This is a genomic window from Phenylobacterium sp., from assembly GCF_036402295.1.
Taxonomy (GTDB): Bacteria; Pseudomonadota; Alphaproteobacteria; order Caulobacterales; family Caulobacteraceae; genus Phenylobacterium.
Window position 1 is genome coordinate 1 of sequence record NZ_DASWTE010000082.1, and the last position, 18,651, is coordinate 18,651.

The window sequence follows — 18,651 nt, forward strand, 5'->3', positions numbered from 1 at the left end:
CATCCTCTGAGGCCCGAGCAGGAGGGACAGCATGGCAGTGCTTGCTTCGTTGATCTTCCGCCGCACGCGCCTCGGGCCGCCGCCGCCGCTCCGTTAAGTCCGAGCCGCTTCGCCGCGTGGCCTGACCGGCCGCCCTCGCGAAGCGATCCCGCGCGCCCCCAAGGCACCTCCGATTAGGGGGCCTCCGAGCTCCAGCCGCTCGAAGCTCCGGCCACCAATACGTTTCATTCCTGCGCCGGACCTGTGTGTGCTCTTGAGCGAGCCCTGGTCCGTCGCCCGTATCCGAGACCGTCATGACCGACCATTACGAGGACGAAGAAGAGACCCGCGAGCGCCAGCTCTCGAACCGCAAGGTGCTGGCGTTCGTCTCCACCTACTGGCGCCGGCGGCCCTGGCTGATGGCCGCCACCATCGTGCTGACGCTGATCGCGATCGGCTTCGACCTGATGCTGCCCTGGGCGGCGGGGCGGCTGGTCGACGCCGTGAGCGCGGGCCCCGCCAACCCCGATCCGGCCTGGCAGGCCTGGGCGGCGTTCGTGGGCGTCTACCTGGCCTTCTCGGTGATCCGGAACACCGCCATGCGGTTCCTGATCCCGTTCTCAGCCACCAACATGAAGGAGATGACCGACGACGGCTTCCGCCGGGTCCAGAGCTTCTCCGCCGACTGGCACGCTGACACCTTCGCCGGCGCCACCGTGCGGCGGCTGAGCCGGGCCATGTGGGGCTACGACACGGTGACCGACGCCGTGCTGATCTGGTTCGGGCCGGCCGCCATCGTGCTGGGCGGGCTGTGCGTGATGATGCTGCTCCGCTGGCCGGCGGTAGGCCTGTTCGCCTCCGCGGTGACGGTGCTGTACGTCTTGTCCAACGTCTACCTGACGTCGTTGTGGGCGCGGCCGGCCAACCTGCGCTCGGTCGCGCTTGACTCGCGGATCGGCGGCGCGCTGGCCGACTCCATCTCGTCGAACGCCACGGTGAAGACCTTCGGGGCCGAGAGGCGCGAGGAGGCGCGGATCGGCAGCGTCACCGAGATGTGGCGCAGGGCGACGATGAAGACCTGGGGCCGGTTCACCGACCTCTGGCTGCTGCACAACATGATGCTGGTGGCGCTGCAGGCGGGCCTGACCGGCCTGCTGCTGCTCGAGTGGACGCGCGGCCGCGCGAGCGCCGGCGACATCACCTTCGTGGTCACCGCGTTCATGCTGATGAGCGGCTACCTCCGCAACATCGGCGAGAACATCCGCATGGCGCAGAAGGGGATGGACGACATCGAGGACGTGGCCCGCTACGCCCAGACGTCGCCGCAGGTGCTGGACCGGTCCGGCGCATCGGACTTCCGCGCCGACCTGGGCGAGATCGTCTTCGACCGGGTGACGTTCCGCTACAAGTCGGCGGCCGAGCCCCTCTACGACCGCTTCACCCTGCGCATTGCGCCGGGCGAGCGGGTGGCGCTGGTCGGACCCACGGGCTCGGGCAAGTCCACGTTCGTGAAGCTGATCCAGCGGCTGTACGACATCCAGGACGGCGCGATCCTGATCGACGGCCAGGACGTCAGCCAGGTCTCGCAGGGCAGCCTGCGGCGGGCGATCGCGGTGGTGCCGCAGGACCCGGCGCTGTTCCACCGCTCGTTGGCCGAGAACATCAGCTACGCCCGGCCCGACGCGACGCTGGACGAGATCGCGCTGGCGGCGAAGCGCGCGCGGGCCGACGACTTCATCGCCAAGCTGCCCAAGGGGTACGACACCCTGGTCGGCGAGCGCGGCGTGAAGCTCTCGGGCGGCGAGCGGCAGCGGGTGGCCATCGCCCGCGCGTTCCTGGCCGACGCGCCGATCCTGGTGCTGGACGAGGCGACCAGCTCGCTGGACGTCGAGACCGAGCGGCAGGTGCAGGCGGCGATGGAGGAGCTGATGACGGGCCGGACGACGATCGTCATTGCGCACCGGCTGTCGACCATCCGCGGCGCCGACCGGATTCTCGTGTTCGACGACGGCCGGATCGTCGAGGAGGGCCGCCACGCCGAACTGGTCCGCAAGGGCGGCGCCTACGCCCGCCTGAACGCGGTGACGGAAGGCGTCGTGTGAGGCGGCTCCTCGCGGCGCTGCTCGCGACGGCCGGCCTGCTGATCTCAGGCCCGGCCGCCGCGCAGGCCGTGGTGAGCCTGGGGCCGGCGGAGGCGAGCACCGTCGGCCTGGCCTGGCGCGGATCGGCGGCGGGCGCTCGTCCGCCGCTGATCGTCGTCCTGCACGGCGACGCGCCGCGCGGCCCGCCGAGCTATCAGTACCGCTTCGCCGAGCGCGCAGCGGCGGCGCGGCCGGACGCGGTGGTGCTGGCGCTGCTGCGGCCGGGCTACGCCGACCCGGCCGGGCGGCGCTCGGCAGGGCGGCGCGGGCGCACGAACGGCGACAACTACACGCCGGAGGTCCTGGACCAGCTGGCGGGCGCGATCATGGACGCGCGCCGACGCTACGGCGCGTCGCGGGTGACGCTGGTGGGGCACTCCGGCGGCGCGGCGATCGCGGCGCTTCTGCTGGCGCGCCGGCCGTGGGTGGCGGACGCGGGCGTGCTGGTCGCCTGCCCCTGCGACCTGAAGCGATGGCGGCGGCACATGGCGTGGCTGCAGAAGAACCCGGGTTGGCTGCTGCCGGTCCGCAGCCTGTCGCCGATCGAGACGGCGGGGCGCATCCGGCCGGACGTGCCGCTGACCCTGATCGCAGGCGAGAAGGACGTGGTCGCCCCGCCGTCGCTCAGCCGGGCGTTCGCCCAGGCCGCGGGCCGCCGCGGAACGCCCGCGCGCCTGATCGTGCTGCCGGGCAAGGACCACGAGATTCTGTCGGAGCCGGCGGTGCTGGAGGCGCTGCGCTAGCTACGCGACCGCCTTTCCGAGCGCGCCGGCAAGGTCGCCGCGCTTCTGGACGCGGATGGTCTCGAGGCCCAGCCAGGCGGCCATGCGCTTCAGCTCGTGGGCGAGCTTCGAGGGCGTGGCGTCGCTGGCCCAGGGTTCGGCGTGGGCGGACTGGACGATGAGGACCGAGGCCTTGCGGTCGGACTTCAGGTCGACGCGGGCGGTGAGCGCGTCGCCCTCGAGGAAGGGCAGGACGTAGTAGCCGTGCTGGCGCTTCTCGGCCGGGACGTAGATCTCGATGCGGTAGCGGACGCCGAACATCCGCTCGGTGCGCTCGCGGAACCAGATCAGGTTGTCGAAGGGCGATAACAGCGAGCCGCCTTCGATCTTCCGCGCCCAGCGGGCGTTGGGGTCGAGATAGGCTGGTTCCTTCCAACCCTTCACCTTCACAGGTGCGAGTTCACCGGCCTCGACCAGTTCGGCGATGCGGTCCTTGGCGCCTTCGACCGGCATGCGGAAGTAGTCGCGCAGGTCCTTGGCGGTGGCGACGCCCATGGCGCGGGCGGCGATGCGGTAGAGCTGGCGCTGGGCGTCGGCGCGATCGGGGGTGGGGGTCTCCCAGACCGCCTTGGGGAGCACCTTCTCGGGCAGTCCGTAGACGCGCTCGAAGGTCCCGCGGCGGGTGGCGGTGGTGAGCTCGCCGGCCCAGAACAGGCACTCCACGGCGCGCTTGGCCTCGCTCCAGCCCCACCAGCCGCCTTCGCCCTTATGGCCCATCTCGATCTCGGACGCCGACATCGGCCCGCGGGTGGCGATCTCGTCGCGCACGCGGTCGACGAACTCGCGCCGCTCGCGCAGGAACTTGGCCACGCCCTTCCAGACGCCGACGCCGGCCTGGGCGTCCTCCATCCGCCAGCGGAACAGCGGCTGGGCGCTGAGCGGCAGCAGGGAGGCCTCGTGCGCCCAGTACTCGAACAGCGGCCGCTTCTTCGCCCAGGCGAGGTCTTCGAGGAGCTCGCGCGGATAGGCGCCCAGGCGCGAGAAGGCGGGCAGATAGTGGGTGCGCGAGACCACGTTGACCGAGTCGATCTGGATCACGCCCAGCCGGTCGACCAGCTTCGTCAGCTGGCGGCGGCCCACAGCGCCCTCCCGGTCGCCGCCGAAGCCCTGCGCGGCCAGCGCGATCCGGCGCGCCTCGCCAGCACTCAACGTGTCCTTCATGCGGCCTCCGCGACTCGGAGCGTCAGGCTAGCGATCGAACAAAGGTGGAACAAGAGATCGTCAACGAATGGTTAACAGGCGCGGCCGTACCGCCTTGTCGGCCGGAACAAATCGGCACTACCTGTGGTAGATTGTCGCGAGCCACGCACTACGCCTGGAGGCGCCGGGCGATCCGTTCCGCGGCGGTGTCCGGCGCCAGTGCGGAGGTGTCGATGGTGAGCTCCGAGGCGATCGGGGGATAGTCGAACGCGCCGTCGGCGGCGAGCCGGCGGAAGAGGTCCGCGTCCCGTAGCTTCCCGAAGGTCGCGCGGTCGGCGTTGTCCACACGGCGCGCAAGCTCCTCCGGCGGACAGGTCAGGGCGATGAACCGGACCCGGCCGCCATGGCGTTCGACGCAGGCGCGGGCCTCCTGCGGGAACGTTGGGCCGACGGTGGCTTCCGGGGCGAAGGTGAAGACGAGCGAGCGGCCTTCCCGGGCGGCCGCGTCGAAGGTCTCCAGCCAGAACCGCTCGCGCAGGCGGCGGAACTCCGGGCTCCCGAACGGGAAGACCGCCGCGACGGCGTCGACCACCAGGTGGTTGTGGAACAGGGCGTAGCCGGTCCGCGCCGCGAGCGCCCGCGCGACGGTGAGCTTGCCGGCGGCGGCCGGGCCATGGAGGAAGACGAGCTGCACGGCGGACCTTAAGGCTCGAGCCGGCCGTCGGTGAGCGCCTCGGGCTCGAAGGGGAACAGGACGTCCGGGTCGGGCGGGTCGACGCCGTCGGCGATGGCCGGCGGGGCCAGCTCCTTCAGGAGGTGGCGCATGATGTTCTCGCGCGCCTTCGGCTTCTTGTCGGTGTGGACGACGGTCCACGGCGCCTCGACGATGTGGGTGCGGCGGAGCATCTCGTTCCGAGCCGCCGAGTAGTCGTCCCACTTCTCCTGGGCCACGGCGTCCAGCGGGCTGACCTTCAGCGCCTTCAAGGGGTCGGTCTTGCGGGCCTCGAGCCGCTCGGCCTGCTCCTTGCGCGAAATGTCGAGCCAGAGCTTGACCACCTGGACGCCGCTGCCGACCAGCATGCGTTCGAAGACCGGCACGTCGCGCAGGAAGGTCTTCTGCTCCTCGGCGGTGGCGAACCCCATCACCCGCTCGACGCCGGCGCGGTTGTACCAGGAGCGATTGAGGATCACGAGTTCGCCCTTGGCCGGCAGGTGCTCGGCGTAGCGCTGGAAATACCACTGCCCCCGCTCGCGCTCGGTGGGCTTGGGCAGCGCCACGACACGCGTGGACCGGATCGAGAGGTGCTCGACGATGCGCTTGATCGCGCCGTCCTTGCCGGCGGTGTCGCGGCCCTCGAAGATCACCAGGTCGCGCTCGCCGGTTTCGATGGCGTGCTGCTGGAACCGCACGAGGGCGACCTGCAGCGCCTCGAGTTCGTCGTCGTCGTCCTTGGCCATGGCCGGATAATGCCCAGGATTGGTATGGAGGGCCAATGATCCGCCTCTTCGTCCGTCACGACCTCTCGGAAGGCGTCGAGCTCGAGCTCGACGAGGGTCAGAGCCGTTACCTCGCCGCGGTGATGCGGCTGTCGGCGGGCGACGCGCTGGCGGTGTTCAACGGGCGCGATGGCGAGTGGCTGGCGCGGGTGGCGCGGGTGGGCAAGCGCGCCGTGCGCCTGGACGTCGAGGCGCACCTGCGGGCGCAGGCGACCGGCCCCGACCTCGACCTGGTGATCGCGCTGGTGAAACGCGCGCGGCTGGAGGTCATCGTGGAGAAGGCGGCCGAGCTGGGCGCTCGGCGGGTGCTGCCGGTGATCACCGAGCGGACCAACGCCGACCACACCCGCGTTGATCGGCTGCAGGCCATCGCCGTCGAGGCGTCGGAGCAGACCGGCCGGCTTGACGTGCCGCAGGTGCTGGCGCCGGTGAAGCTGGAGAAGCTGATCGCCAGCTGGGAGGCGGGGCGGAAGCTGCTGTTCTGCGACGAGGCGGGCGATGCGAAGCCGGTGCTGGCGGCCGTGGATGGGGGCGGGCCGTGGGCCATCCTGATCGGGCCCGAGGGCGGCTTCTCGCCGAAGGAGCGGGACGTCCTGCGCGCGCTGCCGTACGCGACGCCGGCCAGCCTGGGCCCGCGGATCCTGCGGGCCGACACCGCCGCCATCAGCGCGCTGACGCTCTGGCAGGCGGCCGTCGGCGACTGGCGATAGCCGCGCCGCAACCCAGGAAATCTAGGCCGGGCTTGAGCTTGGCGGAATTGCGCCCACCTATCCTGACGGCGTAAAGACGCGAGCTGCGCGGGACCTCACCCCGGCGACACGGCGTTCCGCCCGTGGAGGAAGTATATGGCCGAGGTCGCCTGCGACGATCGACCCCTGGTGTTCGAAGACCTGGTGCGCTGGATGGCCGACGGGGCCAAACCCGCGAGCGAATGGCGCGTGGGCGCCGAGCACGAGAAGTTCGTCTTCCGGCTGAAGGACCACGCCCCGGTGCCGTATGAGCCGCAGGGCATCAAGGCGCTGCTGGAGGGCCTGACCCGCTTCGGCTGGGCGCCGGTTTACGAGGGCGAGAACGTCATCGCGCTGGAGCGCGCGGGCGCCAGCGTCAGCCTGGAACCGGGCGGCCAGTTCGAGCTCTCGGGCGCGCCGCTGGAGACGGTGCACGACATCTGCGAGGAGACGGGCAATCACCTCAACGAGGTGAAGGCGGTCGCCGATGAGCTGGGCCTCGGCTTCCTGGGCCTGGGGTTCACGCCGGTCTGGACGCGGGCCGAGGTGCCGGTGATGCCCAAGGGCCGCTACAAGATCATGCGGCAGTACATGCCGAAGGTCGGCGGGCTCGGCCTCGACATGATGTTCCGCACCTGCACGGTGCAGGCGAACCTCGACTTCGCGTCCGAGGCCGACATGGTGGCGAAGTTCCGCACCAGCCTGGCCCTGCAGCCGATCGCCACGGCGCTGTTCGCCAATTCGCCGTTCATCGAGGGCAAGCCGTCGGGCCTGTTGTCGAGCCGCGCTAACGTGTGGACCGACACCGACGCCGACCGCACCGGCATGCTGGACTTCGTGTTCGAGGACGGCTTCGGGTTCGAGACCTACGCCCGCTATGCGCTGAACGTGCCGATGTACTTCGTGAAGCGCGATGGCAAGTACATCGACGTGGCCGGGCGCTCGTTCGTGGACTTCATGGACGGCAAGCTCTCGGAGCTGCCGGGCGAGCGGCCGACCCTGAAGGACTGGGCCGACCACATGACCACGATCTTTCCCGAGGTCCGGCTCAAGAAGTACCTGGAGATGCGCGGCGCCGACTCCGGGCCCTGGAGCCGGCTTTGTGCGCTGCCGGCGCTGTGGATGGGCGTGCTCTACGACGACGCGGCGCTGGCCGCCGCCTGGGACCTCTGCAAGGACTGGAGAATAGAGGACCACGAACGCCTGCGCGCCGACGTGGCCCGCGTGGGCCTGAAGGCCCAGATCGCCGGGCGCAGCGTCCGCGACGTGGCGGTCGACCTGTTGGCGATCGCCAAGCAGGGCCTGAAGAACCGCAACCGCCTGTCGGGCGGCCTGGTGGACGAGAGCGGCTACCTCGCCGAGCTGGAGCACATCGCCGACACCGGCGTCACGCCCGCCGAACGCCTCCTCGAGCTCTACCACACCCGCTGGGGCGGCAAGGTCGACCCGGTGTTCGAGGACTTCGCCTACTAGGGCCAGCCGCGCCGGTCTGGCTCTTCCGCGAGCCAGCCCGACCGCTACGCTCGGCCCATGGGCGTGTGGTCGGGATCCTGTCACTGCGGCGCGGTCCGCTTCCGCGTGGAGGCGGAGATCGACGAGCTGACACGCTGCGACTGCTCGCTCTGCCGGCGCAGGGGCGCGCTGATGGCCAGGGTGCACGAGCGCCAGCTGACCATTGAGGCGGGCGAGGAGCACCTGACGCTCTACCAATGGAACACGCGCGTCGCGCGCCACTGGTTCTGCCGCACCTGCGGCATCTACACCTTCCACCGCAAGCGCGCGGCGCCCGACCACTACGGCGTCAACGTGGGGTGCCTGGAGGCCTTCGATCCCACAGCCTATCCGTTTCGCGCCGCCGACGGCTTGACGATGAGCGTGCGGTCTGGCGAGGGTCGTGCCGGGTGGAGCGGCCCCCGCGAGGACTGACATGCCGGTGACACTGCCGAAGTACGCGCACTGGGTGGCCGAACGGCGGTTCCTGGTGGATCCGAAGGCGCTGCAGGCGCTGGACCTGGGCCATGCGCGGCGCATCGAGGACCTCTACATCGACGGCGGGCGGCTGCGCCTGCGGGCGATCACCGACCTCGCCACCGGCGAGAAGAGCTTCAAGCTGGCCAAGAAGTACGCGCCGGACAATCCGCTGATCGGCCCGATGACCAACCTGTACCTCAACGCCGACGAGTACGCGGTGCTGAACGTCCTGCCCGGCCAGCGGTTGTCGAAGCGCCGGCACAAGGTGGGCGGCTTCACCATCGACGTGTTCGAGGGCGCGCTGGAGGGCCTGGTCACCGCCGAGTGCGAGGCGACCAACCGGATGGCGGCCATGCGCTTCGACGTGCCGGCGTGGTGCAAGCGCGAGGTGACCAGCGAGCCCGCCTACACCGGCTGGCAGCTCGCCCAGAACCAGGCGATTCCGTAGCTCCGACACCCGCGGGGTGAGTTAGCGAACCCCGCCCTCCATGCCGGGCGTGTTGACGTTCGGCGGCCAGGGCTCGCGCTGTGCGCGGCCGTCGCCTGCGTCGGTGTGCTGGACGGCGTCGTCGACCGACGGCTCATCGACGTGCCGGGGGTTCACGGCTGCGTCGTCGACCGCGTAGATCTCGACCTCGTTGGGATAGAACGCCAGCCGCCCGGCGATCAGCTCCATGGCCGGGTAGGGGCTCTCGTAGGTCCAGACGCCGTTTTCGACGAAATGGCCGTCCATCAGGAGCGTGTAGTAGGCCGCATCGCCCTTGTAGGGGCAGTGGGTCGCGTGCGTGGTCCGGGTCAGGTACTCCATCGAGACGTCGTCGCGCGGGAAGTAGACCACCGGCGGGTAATCGGCTTCCTTGAGGATCAGCGCGCCGCCGCTGTCGGCGATCACGTGCCCCTCGAATTTCACCCGCCAGCGCTGGTCGGCCGGGGTGATGGTGATGGGATGGTCGGGGCCGGGGATCTTCATGGACATCGTCTCCTGACCGGCTCAACGCGCGAGGCCGCGCCGGGCTGCGTCTGATATGGGCGCTACCGTGCGTCGCACCAGGGAACCTGGCGGCTCAGGCTTGCTTGTGCTGGCGAGTGCGGCGTGATTTTCTCCGCGCAAATCCGCTGGCGCGGGGACGAGACGTCCGCGAAGGCGCCATTCAGGGAAACCGGAAACCCCTCGACATGTTGATCCTACTCATCGGCATCGTGGTGACTCTCGTCACCGGCGTGCCCGTCCTGATGCAGATGCTGCGCAACCACCCGCGCGGGCTGCTGATCCTGTTCTTCGCCGAGATGTGGGAACGTTTCTCCTACTACGGGATGCGCGGCATCCTGATCTTCTACCTGACCCAGCACCTGCTGTTCGACGACTCCACGGCGGGCGCGCAGTACGGGTCCTACACCTCGCTCGTGTACCTGCTGCCGCTGCTCGGCGGCCTGCTGGCCGACCGCTACCTCGGCACCCGCAAGGCCGTGGCGTTCGGCGCGCTGCTGCTGGTGGCCGGCCACCTGACGATGGCGGTCGAGGGGACGCCGGCCAAACAGACGCTGACCTACGCGGGCCAGACCTACGAGGTGGCCATCGAAGGCCGGATGGAGGCGCGCCAGGTCCACCTGATGGTGGCCGGCAAGCCGCACGAGTTCGCCGCCACGGCCGACGGTGGGATCGAGGTCAAGGGCATGGCGCCCGGCGGGCCGCTGCCGGCGGTGATGCCGAAGGGGACCTACGAGCTGAAGAACCAGGTCGACCTGTTCGGCAAGAACGCCTTCTACCTGGCTGTGGCGCTGATCATCATGGGGGTGGGCTTCCTGAAGCCGAACATCTCCACGATCGTGGGGCAGCTGTACCCGCAGGGCGATCCGCGGCGGGATTCCGGCTTCACCCTCTACTACTACGGCATCAACCTCGGGGCGTTCTGGGCCTCGGTGCTGTGCGGCCTCCTGGGCCAGACCGTCGGCTGGTGGGCAGGCTTCGGCCTCGCCGGCGTCGGCATGGCGGCCGGCTTCCTGGTCTTCGTGCTGGGCAAGAAGCACCTCGAAGGCCACGGCGAGCCGCCGAACCCCGAACTGCTGAGGCAGAAGATCGCCGGCCCAATCAGCCGCGAGTGGCTGATCTACCTGGGCGGCGTGCTGGGCGTGATCCCGGTGTGGTTCCTGGTCCAGAGCAACCAGTTCGTGGGCTACGCCCTCTACACCGCGATCATCGCGGCTCTCGGGTTCATCTTCTACTTCCTGGTCACCCAGTGCACGAAGGTGGAACGCGAGCGGATGATGCTGGCCATGGTGCTGGTGTTCGGCTCGGTGGTGTTCTTCACCCTCTTCGAACAGGCCGGCACCTCGCTGAACCTCTTCGCGGCGCGCAACGTCGACCTGATGGGGATCACGGCGGCCCAGACCCAATCGTTCAACGCCGGCTTCATCCTCATCTTCGCGCCGATCTTCGCGGCGATGTGGGCCTATCTCGGCGCGCGCCGGCGGATGCCCAACCCGACCCTGACCTTCGGCCTCGGGCTGCTGCAGGTGGGCCTGGGCTTCCTGGTCGTGGTCTGGACCCAGGGCCTGGCGGTCCAGTACCAGATGCCGCTCTTCATGCTGGGCCTGCTCTATCTGCTGCACACCACGGGCGAGCTCTTCCTGTCGCCGGTCGGCCTGTCGCAGATCACCAAGCTCAGCGTCGCCAAGGTGGTGTCGTTCATGATGGCGGTCTGGTTCCTGGCCTCGTCCATCGCCCAGTTCGTCGGCGGCCGGATCGCCGGCCTGATGGGGACCGAGACCGTGGGCGGCCAGGTGCTGGACCCGGCCGTGGCGTTCGCGACGTCCATGGACGGCTTCAACAAGCTGGGCTGGGCGGGCGTGGCCTGCGGTGCGATCTTCGTGGCGCTCAGCTTCGCCATCAAGGGCTGGGCCCACGGCGTGGACACGCCGACCGAGCCTGAGGAGGTCCCGGCCGCCGCCGACGTCGAACGGCAGGCGGGCCGGGCCTAGCCAAGGTCCCGGACACGACGAAGGCCGCGGAGCGATCCGCGGCCTTCGGTGTCTTCGGGCCCCTCAGCCGAACGTCTTGCGGATGCGGAGGAACGTGCCGGCCGCCGTCTGGTCGGTGCGCTTGTCGTCGACCGTGGTCGGGACGGCCCCGGCCACGCGGACGCCGTCGTAGACGTAGAACGTGTCGTGCAGGTTGCGCCGCGTGACGTTCGGCAGCTCGAGCCGGATGTTGAGGTCGGCCTGTGGCTTGTACTCGATGAACGGCTTCACATAGGTGTTGAGCTTGCGCGTGTAGACGAGGTTGTAGCGGTAGGTCGTCTCGCGGAACGCGCCGAACGCATCGACGCCCCAGGTCATCTTGTACTGCGGCATGTCCCAGCTGAACGAGGCGTTCCAATCCAGGCCGCGCAGAGCCGACTGCGATCGCGTTTCCTTCGTCGTAGGGTCGGTCACCTCGCTCCAGCGCTTCGTGAGGTTGCCCTTCAGAAGCGCGCCCTTCGCGCCGAGGCGGTCGAACGGCAGGCTTAGGTCGAGGGCCACCACCTCCCGGGTCCCGTCGCCGATATTCTCGGGCCGATCGAAGACGCTGCCGCCGGGCGCAGTGACCGGGCCGCGATCGACGACATCGCTCAGTTCTGCGTGGCGGTAGGTCAGGGCGACGGAGCCGGAGCCCCAGAAGCGCTGCTCGAGGGCCACCTCGCCCACCCAGGCCTGGCCGGGGTCGAGGTCAGGGTTGCCGGCCGTGACGCCGCCGGCCGAGTTCAGGCCGCCCGAGGCCACGAAGTCGCTGAAGTTCAGCTGGTCGACCTCCCGTTCGAAGCGCAGCCGGATCTGCGTCCGCTCCGCCGGCGCCCAGCTCACCGCGAGGCGCGGTTTCAGGTAGCGCAGCGACTTCTCCAGGATGACATCGCCCTCCGAGGAGATCGTCGAGCGCTCGTAGCGGAGCGCGGCGTCGAAGGTCCAGGCGTCGGCAGGCCGCCAGCTCGCCTTGGCGAAGACCTCGCTGCGCTCCTCCTCCACCTCGACGTTCGCGGCGGGCACCGGGACGTTCGTCCCGTTGCGGGTGAGGGTGGTGCGGCTGTCCAGCGTGTTGATCGCCGTCTCGCCACCGACCTCGACGGAGAGCCGCGGATTGAAGCGATGGGTCACGACGGCTCGGCCGATGGTCTCCACGGTGTCGCGGTCGACGGCGAACAGGCTGGTCGAGCCGTTCGTGAAGATGTCGTTGGTCACGCGGTTGCGCGTGGTGCGCAGACCCACCAGCTCGAGGTCCCATGGCTCGCCGAGTTTGCGCGTGTAGCGGGCGCCGACCTCGGTGTCGTCCTGCTCCTGCAGGTAGACGAACTGCTGGTTCTCGACCGGCGTGGAGAAGACGCGCGTCCGCTCCTCGTACTTGAAGCCGTCGGTGAGGATTCGTCCGTTCAGCCGCAGCTGGCCGCCCAGCACGGGGGCCTCGATAGCGCCCACGCCGCTGTAGAACAGCCCGTCGCCCTCGCCGTCGTAGTCGTTGAACACCGGAGCCGCTCCCGCGGTGAACAGCGCGCCGCGCCCGGCGCCCGCGCCGTCGTCGAGGCCGCGGGCGACGCGGCCCGAGAGCTCCCACTTGATTTCGCCAAGCCCGCCTGAGGCTTCAAGGCGAAGCTGGCCGAGGTCACGTCCGTCGTCGATGTGGTTGTCGGCCATGGCGATCACGCCGCGGATGCCGCCGTCCTTCTTCTGGATCACGTTGGCCAGCACGGTCTTGCCCTGCATGTCGATGCCGGGCGCCCCGCCGCGGATGACGTCGATGCGCTCGACCTTGCCGGCGGGGATGCGGAACAGGGTGTCCTGCAGGGTGTCGGTCTTGCTGGCCGGGCGCTGGCCGTCGATCAGCACGTTGCCGGCTGCGCCCTCGAACCCGCGCACCGTGGCGCCGTTCTCCAGGGTGAAGCCGGGGATCCGGTTCAGCATGTCGACGGCGGTCGAGGGCTGCTGGGCGGCGAAGAACGTCGGGCCGTAGCTCGTCACGCCCTGCTGCGCGGCCGCTTCCATCGGCGCGACGGCGACCGCCGCCTGCGCGAGGACGTGAAACAGAAGCATCGATGGACTCTCCCCAAGTGCGCCGAGGAGACCTGCGCCGTATCGGGGAGGCGAGTTAAATGCCTGTAAGGTGGATTAAATCGCGGAAATGCTGGCGATCAGGTCAGCCGCCGAACGTCTTGCGCACGCGGATGAAGAGGCTGCGGCCGGGCGTCAGGTCGCGGTCGTCGGTGTAGAGCAACCGCCCGGTGTCGCGCGGGCCGTCGTACTGCCTGGTGGCGATGCGGATTCCGCGCTCGGTCCAGTTGCCCAGTTCGATCCGGACCACCACGCCGGGGTCCAGGCGCTTCTCCACCCAGGTGGTGAGGTACGCGTTCTGCAGCTTCACTTCCGAGATGTAGTTGAAACGATACGAGATCTGGCTCCAGCCGGAGTAGAGGTCGAAGCCGAAGCTGGTGCCCCACTGGGGCAGGTCCTGGCTGAAGCTGACGTTCCATTCCAGGGGCCGCAGCCGCGAGATCGGGCGCTTGGAGAGCGTCGTGGGATCGGTCACGTCCGACCAGCGCTTGTTGAGCTCCCCGCGCAGCAGGCCGCCCTTCAGGCCCAGCCGCTCCAGTGGCAGGTTCACGTTGGCGATCAGTTCGTCCTTGGTCCCGTCGCCGATGTTGGTGGGCTGGTCGAAGACGTTGGTCACCGTCTGGCCGGTGACGGGATCGACGGTGGTCACGCGGACCGGGCCGCGGTCGACGGCATCCTTCAGCTCGGAGTGGCGGTAGGCGAGCGTGATCGCCCCGCTCTTCCAGAACCGCTGCTCGATCGCCGCCTCGACCACCCAGGCCTGCTCGGGATTGAGGTCGGGATTGCCGGCGCTGACGCCGGTGCCGGCGGTCAGGTCCGTTCCCGAGACGAAATCGTCGAAGTTGAGCTGGCCCACCACCCGCTCGACGCGGCCGCGGATCTGGGTGCTGGGACCCACGTCCCAGCTTGCGGCGAGGCGGGGCTTGAGGAACCGCAGGGTCTTCTCCAGCATGACGTCGCCGTCGGATGAAATTTTCGAGGCCTCGTAACGGACGCCGCCATCGACGGTCCACGCCGTCGCCGGCCGCCAGGTCGCCTTCACGAACGCTTCGCCACGGGTCTCCTCGACGGTGACGTCGGCGGCGGGCACCCGCTGTTCCACGCCGTTCTCGAAGGCCTCGGAGTGGCTGTCGAGCTTGTTTAGCGCGCCTTCCAGACCGCCCTCGAACGACAGGGTCGCCGAGCGCTGGTGCTTCAGCACCGCCCGGCCGATCGTCTCGCTCATCTCGCGCTCGTTGCGGAACTCGCTGGTGTCGCCGCCGCCGGCGCGGAAGAGGTCGAACGCGTGGTAGTCCTGATCGGTGCGCAGGCCGACCAACTCCAGCTTGGTCTTCAGGCCGTAGTCGCGGTTGTAGCGGACGCCCACCTCGGTCTTGAAGTCGTCGTAGGGCGAAACGACGTTGTCGGTCCCGCGGTCGGCGGGGAACGTGTAGCGGGTGGTGTCCTCGTTCTTCCAGTTGTCCCAGAAGGCGCGGCCGTTGACCGAGATGCGGCCGCCCAGCAGCGGCTGCGCGTAGGCGCCGCTGATGACCTGCTGCACTCCGTCGGCCTCCGACTTGTGGTCGCCGCGGCGCAGGATCACGCCGTCCGGCGTAAAGCGCACCCGCGGCCCGAACTCCCCGCCGTCGTCGTTGCCGGCGCCCTGGCGGGCCAGGAATTCCCAGGTGCGGACCCCGTCGCCGCCGGAGAGCTCCAGGCGGACGCCCGGCATGTTGCGGCCGTCCCAGAGGTGGTTGTTGGCCACCGCGACCATGCCGCGGAAGCCGCCGCCGGACTTCCTGATGACGTTGGCGATCACGGTCTTGCCCTGCATGTCGACGCCGGGCGCGCCGCCGCGGATCACCTCGATGCGCTCGACCTGGCTGACCGGGATGCGGCGCAGGATCTCTTCGAGGTTGTCGGTCTTGGACGTCGGCCGCTGGCCGTCGATCACCACGTTGCCAGCCGCGCCCTCGAAGCCGCGGACCGAATTGCCGGTGTCCAGGTTGAAGCCCGGCACGCGCTCCAGCATCTCGGCGGCGTTGGCGACCTGCTGCCCCTGGAAGAAGGCGGCGGGGTAGCCGATGATCCCCTGCTGCGCGACGGCTTCCGGCGCTGTGGCCGCGGCGGCCTGCGCCAGGACCTGAACGATAAGCATCTACAAACTCCCCAAGGCAGGGGAGGTGTCACCGGCGCCGGCCACCTGGGCGAGTTAAATGGCCGTAAGGTGGATTAAATCGGGGACAGAAATGCTGCGACGGCGCCTGGGCCCTAGCGCGGCGGCGGACCTTCCGGGAATTGCGGGGCGTCGTCCCCGATCACGGCCCAGCCCGGCTTCGAGCCGACCCAGATGTGGCCGGCCACCCCGACGCCGGGATCGTCGTCGAGGCTGCCGGCCGGAACGAACCAGCGGCCTCCGGGACCCTGATTGGGCGCGGGGCAGCCGCACCGGCCGCAGAAGCTGGTGCTCCAGCCGGAGGGCAGGGTGAAGGCCTTGCGGTCCGCCTCGCCCGACAGCCACACCAGCCGCTCGGCCCGCACGTTCAGGACCGCGTTCGACCCCGCGCCCGAAACCCGTCGGCATTTGGAGCAGTGACAGAACCCCACCGGCGGCAGCGCGCCCGTGAGCCCGAACCGGACCTGCCCGCAGAGGCAGCCGCCGGTGGCGCTGAAGGTCTCGGTCGGCGCGTCGGTCAAACCGCCGTCCCGCCGACCGTCAGGCCGGTGATCTTCAGCGACGGCTGGCCCACGCCGACCGGCACGCTTTGGCCCGACTTGCCGCAGACGCCGACGCCCGGGTCGAAGTCGAAATCGTCGCCGATCATCGTCACCCGGGTCAGCGCCGAGGGGCCGTCGCCGATCAGGGTCGCGCCCTTTACCGGGACAGTCACCTTGCCGTCCTCGATGAGGTAGGCCTCGGTGCACTGGAAGACGAACTTGCCGTTGGTGATGTCCACCTGGCCGCCGCCGAAGTTGGCGCAGTAGAGGCCCTTCTTCGTCGACGCGATCATCTCCTCGCGCGTGTGGCCGCCGCCCAGCATGGCGGTATTGGTCATCCGCGGCATGGGCATGTGGGCGTAGGACTGACGTCGCGCATTGCCGGTGGGCGCGAGCCCCATCAGGCGGGCGCTCATCCGGTCGTGCATGTAGCCCACCAGGATCCCGTCCTCGATCAGGACCGTGCGCTCGGTGGGCGTGCCCTCGTCGTCGACCGTCAGCGAACCCCGGCGGCCGGCCAGGGTGCCGTCGTCGAACACCGTGACGCCCGGCGCGGCCACGCGCTCGCCGATGCGGCCCGAGAACGCCGAGGTGCCCTTGCGGTTGAAGTCGCCCTCCAGGCCGTGCCCGACCGCCTCGTGCAGCAGCACGCCGTTCCAGCCGGGACCCAGCACGACGTCCATCTCGCCGGCCGGGCAGGGGATGGCGTCGAGATTGGTCAGCGCCTGGCGAAGCGCCTCCTCCACCTGGTCCTGCCACCGGTCGGGGCTGATCCAGGCCTCGAAGCCGGCGCGGCCGCCGGCGCCGGTGTAGCCCTGCTCGCGCTTGCCGTCGCGTTCGACGGTCACCTGCACGTTGACGCGGCACAGGGGGCGGACGTCGCGGATCAGCCGGCCGTCGGCGCGCAGGATCTCCACCGTGCGGCGCTCGCCGGCGATCGAGGCCATCACCTGCACCACGCGCGGATCGCGGGCGCGGGCCCAGGCGTCGATCTCCTGCAGCAGCGCCACCTTGTCGGCGAAGGCGGGGGCGGCGAGGGGATTGTCCTCGCCGTACAGCTTCGTGTTGGTGGCCCTGGGCGCCTCGGCGGCCGTGCCGGCGTAGCCGCGCTTGGCCAGCCGGGCCGAGTCGGCGGCGCGGCGGATCGCAGCCTCCGAGATCTCGGAGGCGTGGGCGTAGCCGGCCGTCTCGCCCGCCACCACGCGCAGGCCGAAGCCTTCGGTGGCGTCATAGGCCGCCGATTTCAGCCGCCCGTCGTCGAACAGGAACGACTCGCTCTCGGACCGCTCGACGAACAGCTCGCCGTCGTCGGCCCCGGCGAGGGCGTCGCCCAGGATCTCCTGGGCGCGGGCGGGATCGACGCCGGCGGCGTCGAGGATCGAGGGGGCGGACACGGGCTTGTTCATGGCGGGGAAGATAGGGGCTCGAAGGTGGGGCGTCACCCGCGACCTGTCACCGCTTCAGCGGATCGTGGCCCCAGTTCATCAGGCTCCAGCGCCAGCGGGTGTCGGTGACGTCGCCCCAGGGACGTTGCGCGAGATGACGGCGGCAGTAGCCGATGACCTTCTTCATGTGCCGGTAGTCGGCGTCGGTGAGGTCGGCTGCTTTGGCGTCACGGATCGCGAGGATCTGCCTCGCCGACTGGCGGCCGACCGATTCGGTTTCGCCCTTGCGGACCATGCCCACCTTCCGGCTCTCGGCGGTCGCCAGCCAGTCGCGCAGCTCGCGCTGGCTCATGTTCGTGAGTCGGTCGAATTCGCGGCGGATGTCGCGCTCTTGCTCAGGGCTCAGGTGCATCGGGTCCGATCCGGAGAACGCGGCTTCCGCAGCGGGCCGAATTGGGCTTCCAGCCGCGCCATTTCAACGCGCGAACGCCGCAGAGGGCTCGCGCACGCGCCGTAAGCGCCGCGGACGCCTTGGCAAGCCCGGACGATGCGCGTATGGACCCCCGCGAAGGGGCCGGTCGGGCGTCGCGCAAGTCGCGTCCGCGCGTCCCGTTCCGCTAGCGTCGGAGACGTCCCGCCTGTCCTTGAGGGCGCCGCCGGCCAAACTGACCGAGGGGACATGAAGTCGAGCTTTCACGGATTGCGGACGCGGGCGGCAGGAGCTCTCGCGGGCGCTGCGGCGGCGTTCTGGGGCGCGGCCGCGATGGCCCAGGACAAGTTCGGCGAGCCGACCGACAAGGCGATCGACCTGCAGCCGGGCGTGACCCCGCTGCGCGAGGACGCGATCTTCTTCCATAACGTGATCCTGATGCCGGTCATCACGATCATCACGCTGTTCGTGCTGGCGCTGCTGATCTGGGTGGTCGTCCGCTACAACAAGCGGGCCAACCCGATCCCGGCGAAGTGGAGTCACAACACCCTCGTCGAGGTGATCTGGACGCTGGCGCCGGTGCTGATCCTGGTGGGGATCTCGATCTTTTCGTTCAAGCTGCTGTTCGCCTACCACGACATGCCGAAGCCGGACCTGACCATCAAGGCGACCGGCTACCAGTGGTACTGGGGCTATGAATACCCGGACCAGAAGATCGGCGAGTACATCTCCAACATCCTGCCGGAAGACCAGGCCAAGGCGAAGGGCGCGCCCTACAAGCTGGCCGCGACCGAGCCGCTGGTGGTGCCGGTGAACAAGGTGGTG

The 18,651-nt window shown here is 69.7% G+C and carries 17 protein-coding genes; 8 read left to right on the forward strand and 9 right to left on the reverse strand.

The genetic code is table 11. From position 1 onward, the window contains the following. Positions 1-293: 293 nt before the first annotated feature. Together VGD44_RS05455 and VGD44_RS05460 are read left to right on the forward strand one after the other, a co-directional pair. Positions 294-2,081, forward strand: a complete 1,788-nt coding sequence (locus tag VGD44_RS05455; protein WP_331084687.1) for an ABC transporter ATP-binding protein — start codon at positions 294-296, stop codon at positions 2,079-2,081. Beyond that, complete coding sequence (locus VGD44_RS05460) at positions 2,078-2,863, forward strand: alpha/beta hydrolase family protein (RefSeq protein WP_331084689.1); 786 nt, start codon at positions 2,078-2,080, stop codon at positions 2,861-2,863. The genes VGD44_RS05455 and VGD44_RS05460 overlap by 4 nt, the downstream gene beginning before the upstream one ends. Here VGD44_RS05460 and VGD44_RS05465 read toward each other — a convergent pair whose 3' ends face one another. The 3 genes from VGD44_RS05465 to ppk2 form a co-directional block, all read right to left on the reverse strand. After that, positions 2,864-4,063 carry a winged helix-turn-helix domain-containing protein gene (locus VGD44_RS05465; RefSeq protein ID WP_331084691.1) on the reverse strand — a complete coding sequence of 400 codons (1,200 nt, stop codon included), beginning with the start codon at positions 4,061-4,063 and terminating at the stop codon, positions 2,864-2,866. A 148-nt stretch (positions 4,064-4,211) separates the two neighbouring features. Next, positions 4,212-4,736 (reverse strand): AAA family ATPase, encoded by a 525-nt coding sequence (locus tag VGD44_RS05470; RefSeq protein WP_331084693.1) that lies wholly within the window; start codon positions 4,734-4,736, stop codon positions 4,212-4,214. Positions 4,737-4,744: 8 nt separating this feature from the next. Beyond that, entirely contained in the window at positions 4,745-5,500 is a 756-nt protein-coding gene (gene ppk2, locus VGD44_RS05475; RefSeq protein ID WP_331084695.1) for a polyphosphate kinase 2, read from the reverse strand. Between the two features lie 35 nt (positions 5,501-5,535). On the opposite strand from ppk2, the gene VGD44_RS05480 reads away from it, so the two are divergent. The 4 genes from VGD44_RS05480 to VGD44_RS05495 all read left to right on the forward strand — a co-directional run bounded on the left by VGD44_RS05480 (position 5,536) and on the right by VGD44_RS05495 (position 8,686). After that, a complete protein-coding gene (locus VGD44_RS05480; RefSeq protein WP_331084697.1) occupies positions 5,536-6,249 on the forward strand; it encodes a 16S rRNA (uracil(1498)-N(3))-methyltransferase in 714 nt (237 codons plus the stop codon). A gap of 135 nt (positions 6,250-6,384) precedes the next feature. Beyond that, a complete protein-coding gene (locus VGD44_RS05485) occupies positions 6,385-7,740 on the forward strand; it encodes a glutamate--cysteine ligase (protein ID WP_331084699.1) in 1,356 nt (451 codons plus the stop codon). A 57-nt stretch (positions 7,741-7,797) separates the two neighbouring features. Further along, complete coding sequence (locus VGD44_RS05490) at positions 7,798-8,193, forward strand: GFA family protein (RefSeq protein WP_331084701.1); 396 nt, start codon at positions 7,798-7,800, stop codon at positions 8,191-8,193. 1 nt (position 8,194) lies between these two features. Then, positions 8,195-8,686, forward strand: coding sequence for a hypothetical protein (locus tag VGD44_RS05495; protein WP_331084703.1), 492 nt, complete (start codon positions 8,195-8,197; stop codon positions 8,684-8,686). A 21-nt stretch (positions 8,687-8,707) separates the two neighbouring features. Here the strand turns inward: VGD44_RS05495 and VGD44_RS05500 are convergent, their stop codons facing one another. Beyond that, positions 8,708-9,208 (reverse strand): DUF427 domain-containing protein, encoded by a 501-nt coding sequence (locus VGD44_RS05500; RefSeq protein WP_331084705.1) that lies wholly within the window; start codon positions 9,206-9,208, stop codon positions 8,708-8,710. Positions 9,209-9,414: 206 nt separating this feature from the next. Between VGD44_RS05500 and VGD44_RS05505 the strand changes: the two genes are divergently transcribed. Beyond that, complete coding sequence (locus VGD44_RS05505; protein ID WP_331084707.1) at positions 9,415-11,217, forward strand: oligopeptide:H+ symporter; 1,803 nt, start codon at positions 9,415-9,417, stop codon at positions 11,215-11,217. Between the two features lie 63 nt (positions 11,218-11,280). Here VGD44_RS05505 and VGD44_RS05510 read toward each other — a convergent pair whose 3' ends face one another. The 5 genes from VGD44_RS05510 to VGD44_RS05530 all read right to left on the reverse strand — a co-directional run bounded on the left by VGD44_RS05510 (position 11,281) and on the right by VGD44_RS05530 (position 17,808). Next, complete coding sequence (locus tag VGD44_RS05510; RefSeq protein ID WP_331084709.1) at positions 11,281-13,296, reverse strand: TonB-dependent receptor plug domain-containing protein; 2,016 nt, start codon at positions 13,294-13,296, stop codon at positions 11,281-11,283. Positions 13,297-13,399: 103 nt separating this feature from the next. After that, positions 13,400-15,451, reverse strand: a complete 2,052-nt coding sequence (locus VGD44_RS05515) for a TonB-dependent receptor plug domain-containing protein (protein ID WP_331084711.1) — start codon at positions 15,449-15,451, stop codon at positions 13,400-13,402. 113 nt (positions 15,452-15,564) lie between these two features. Continuing rightward, positions 15,565-15,990 (reverse strand): GFA family protein, encoded by a 426-nt coding sequence (locus VGD44_RS05520; protein WP_331084713.1) that lies wholly within the window; start codon positions 15,988-15,990, stop codon positions 15,565-15,567. Further along, positions 15,987-17,417 (reverse strand): metalloprotease TldD, encoded by a 1,431-nt coding sequence (gene tldD / locus VGD44_RS05525; protein ID WP_331084715.1) that lies wholly within the window; start codon positions 17,415-17,417, stop codon positions 15,987-15,989. The genes VGD44_RS05520 and tldD overlap by 4 nt, the downstream gene beginning before the upstream one ends. Before the next feature lie 46 nt (positions 17,418-17,463). Beyond that, on the reverse strand, positions 17,464-17,808 hold the full coding sequence (locus tag VGD44_RS05530) for a DUF3140 domain-containing protein (protein WP_331084717.1): 345 nt from the start codon (positions 17,806-17,808) through the stop codon (positions 17,464-17,466). 267 nt (positions 17,809-18,075) lie between these two features. On the opposite strand from VGD44_RS05530, the gene VGD44_RS05535 reads away from it, so the two are divergent. Beyond that, the coding region (locus VGD44_RS05535) for a cytochrome c oxidase subunit II (protein WP_331084719.1) at positions 18,076-18,651 on the forward strand (576 nt) is incomplete at its 3' end.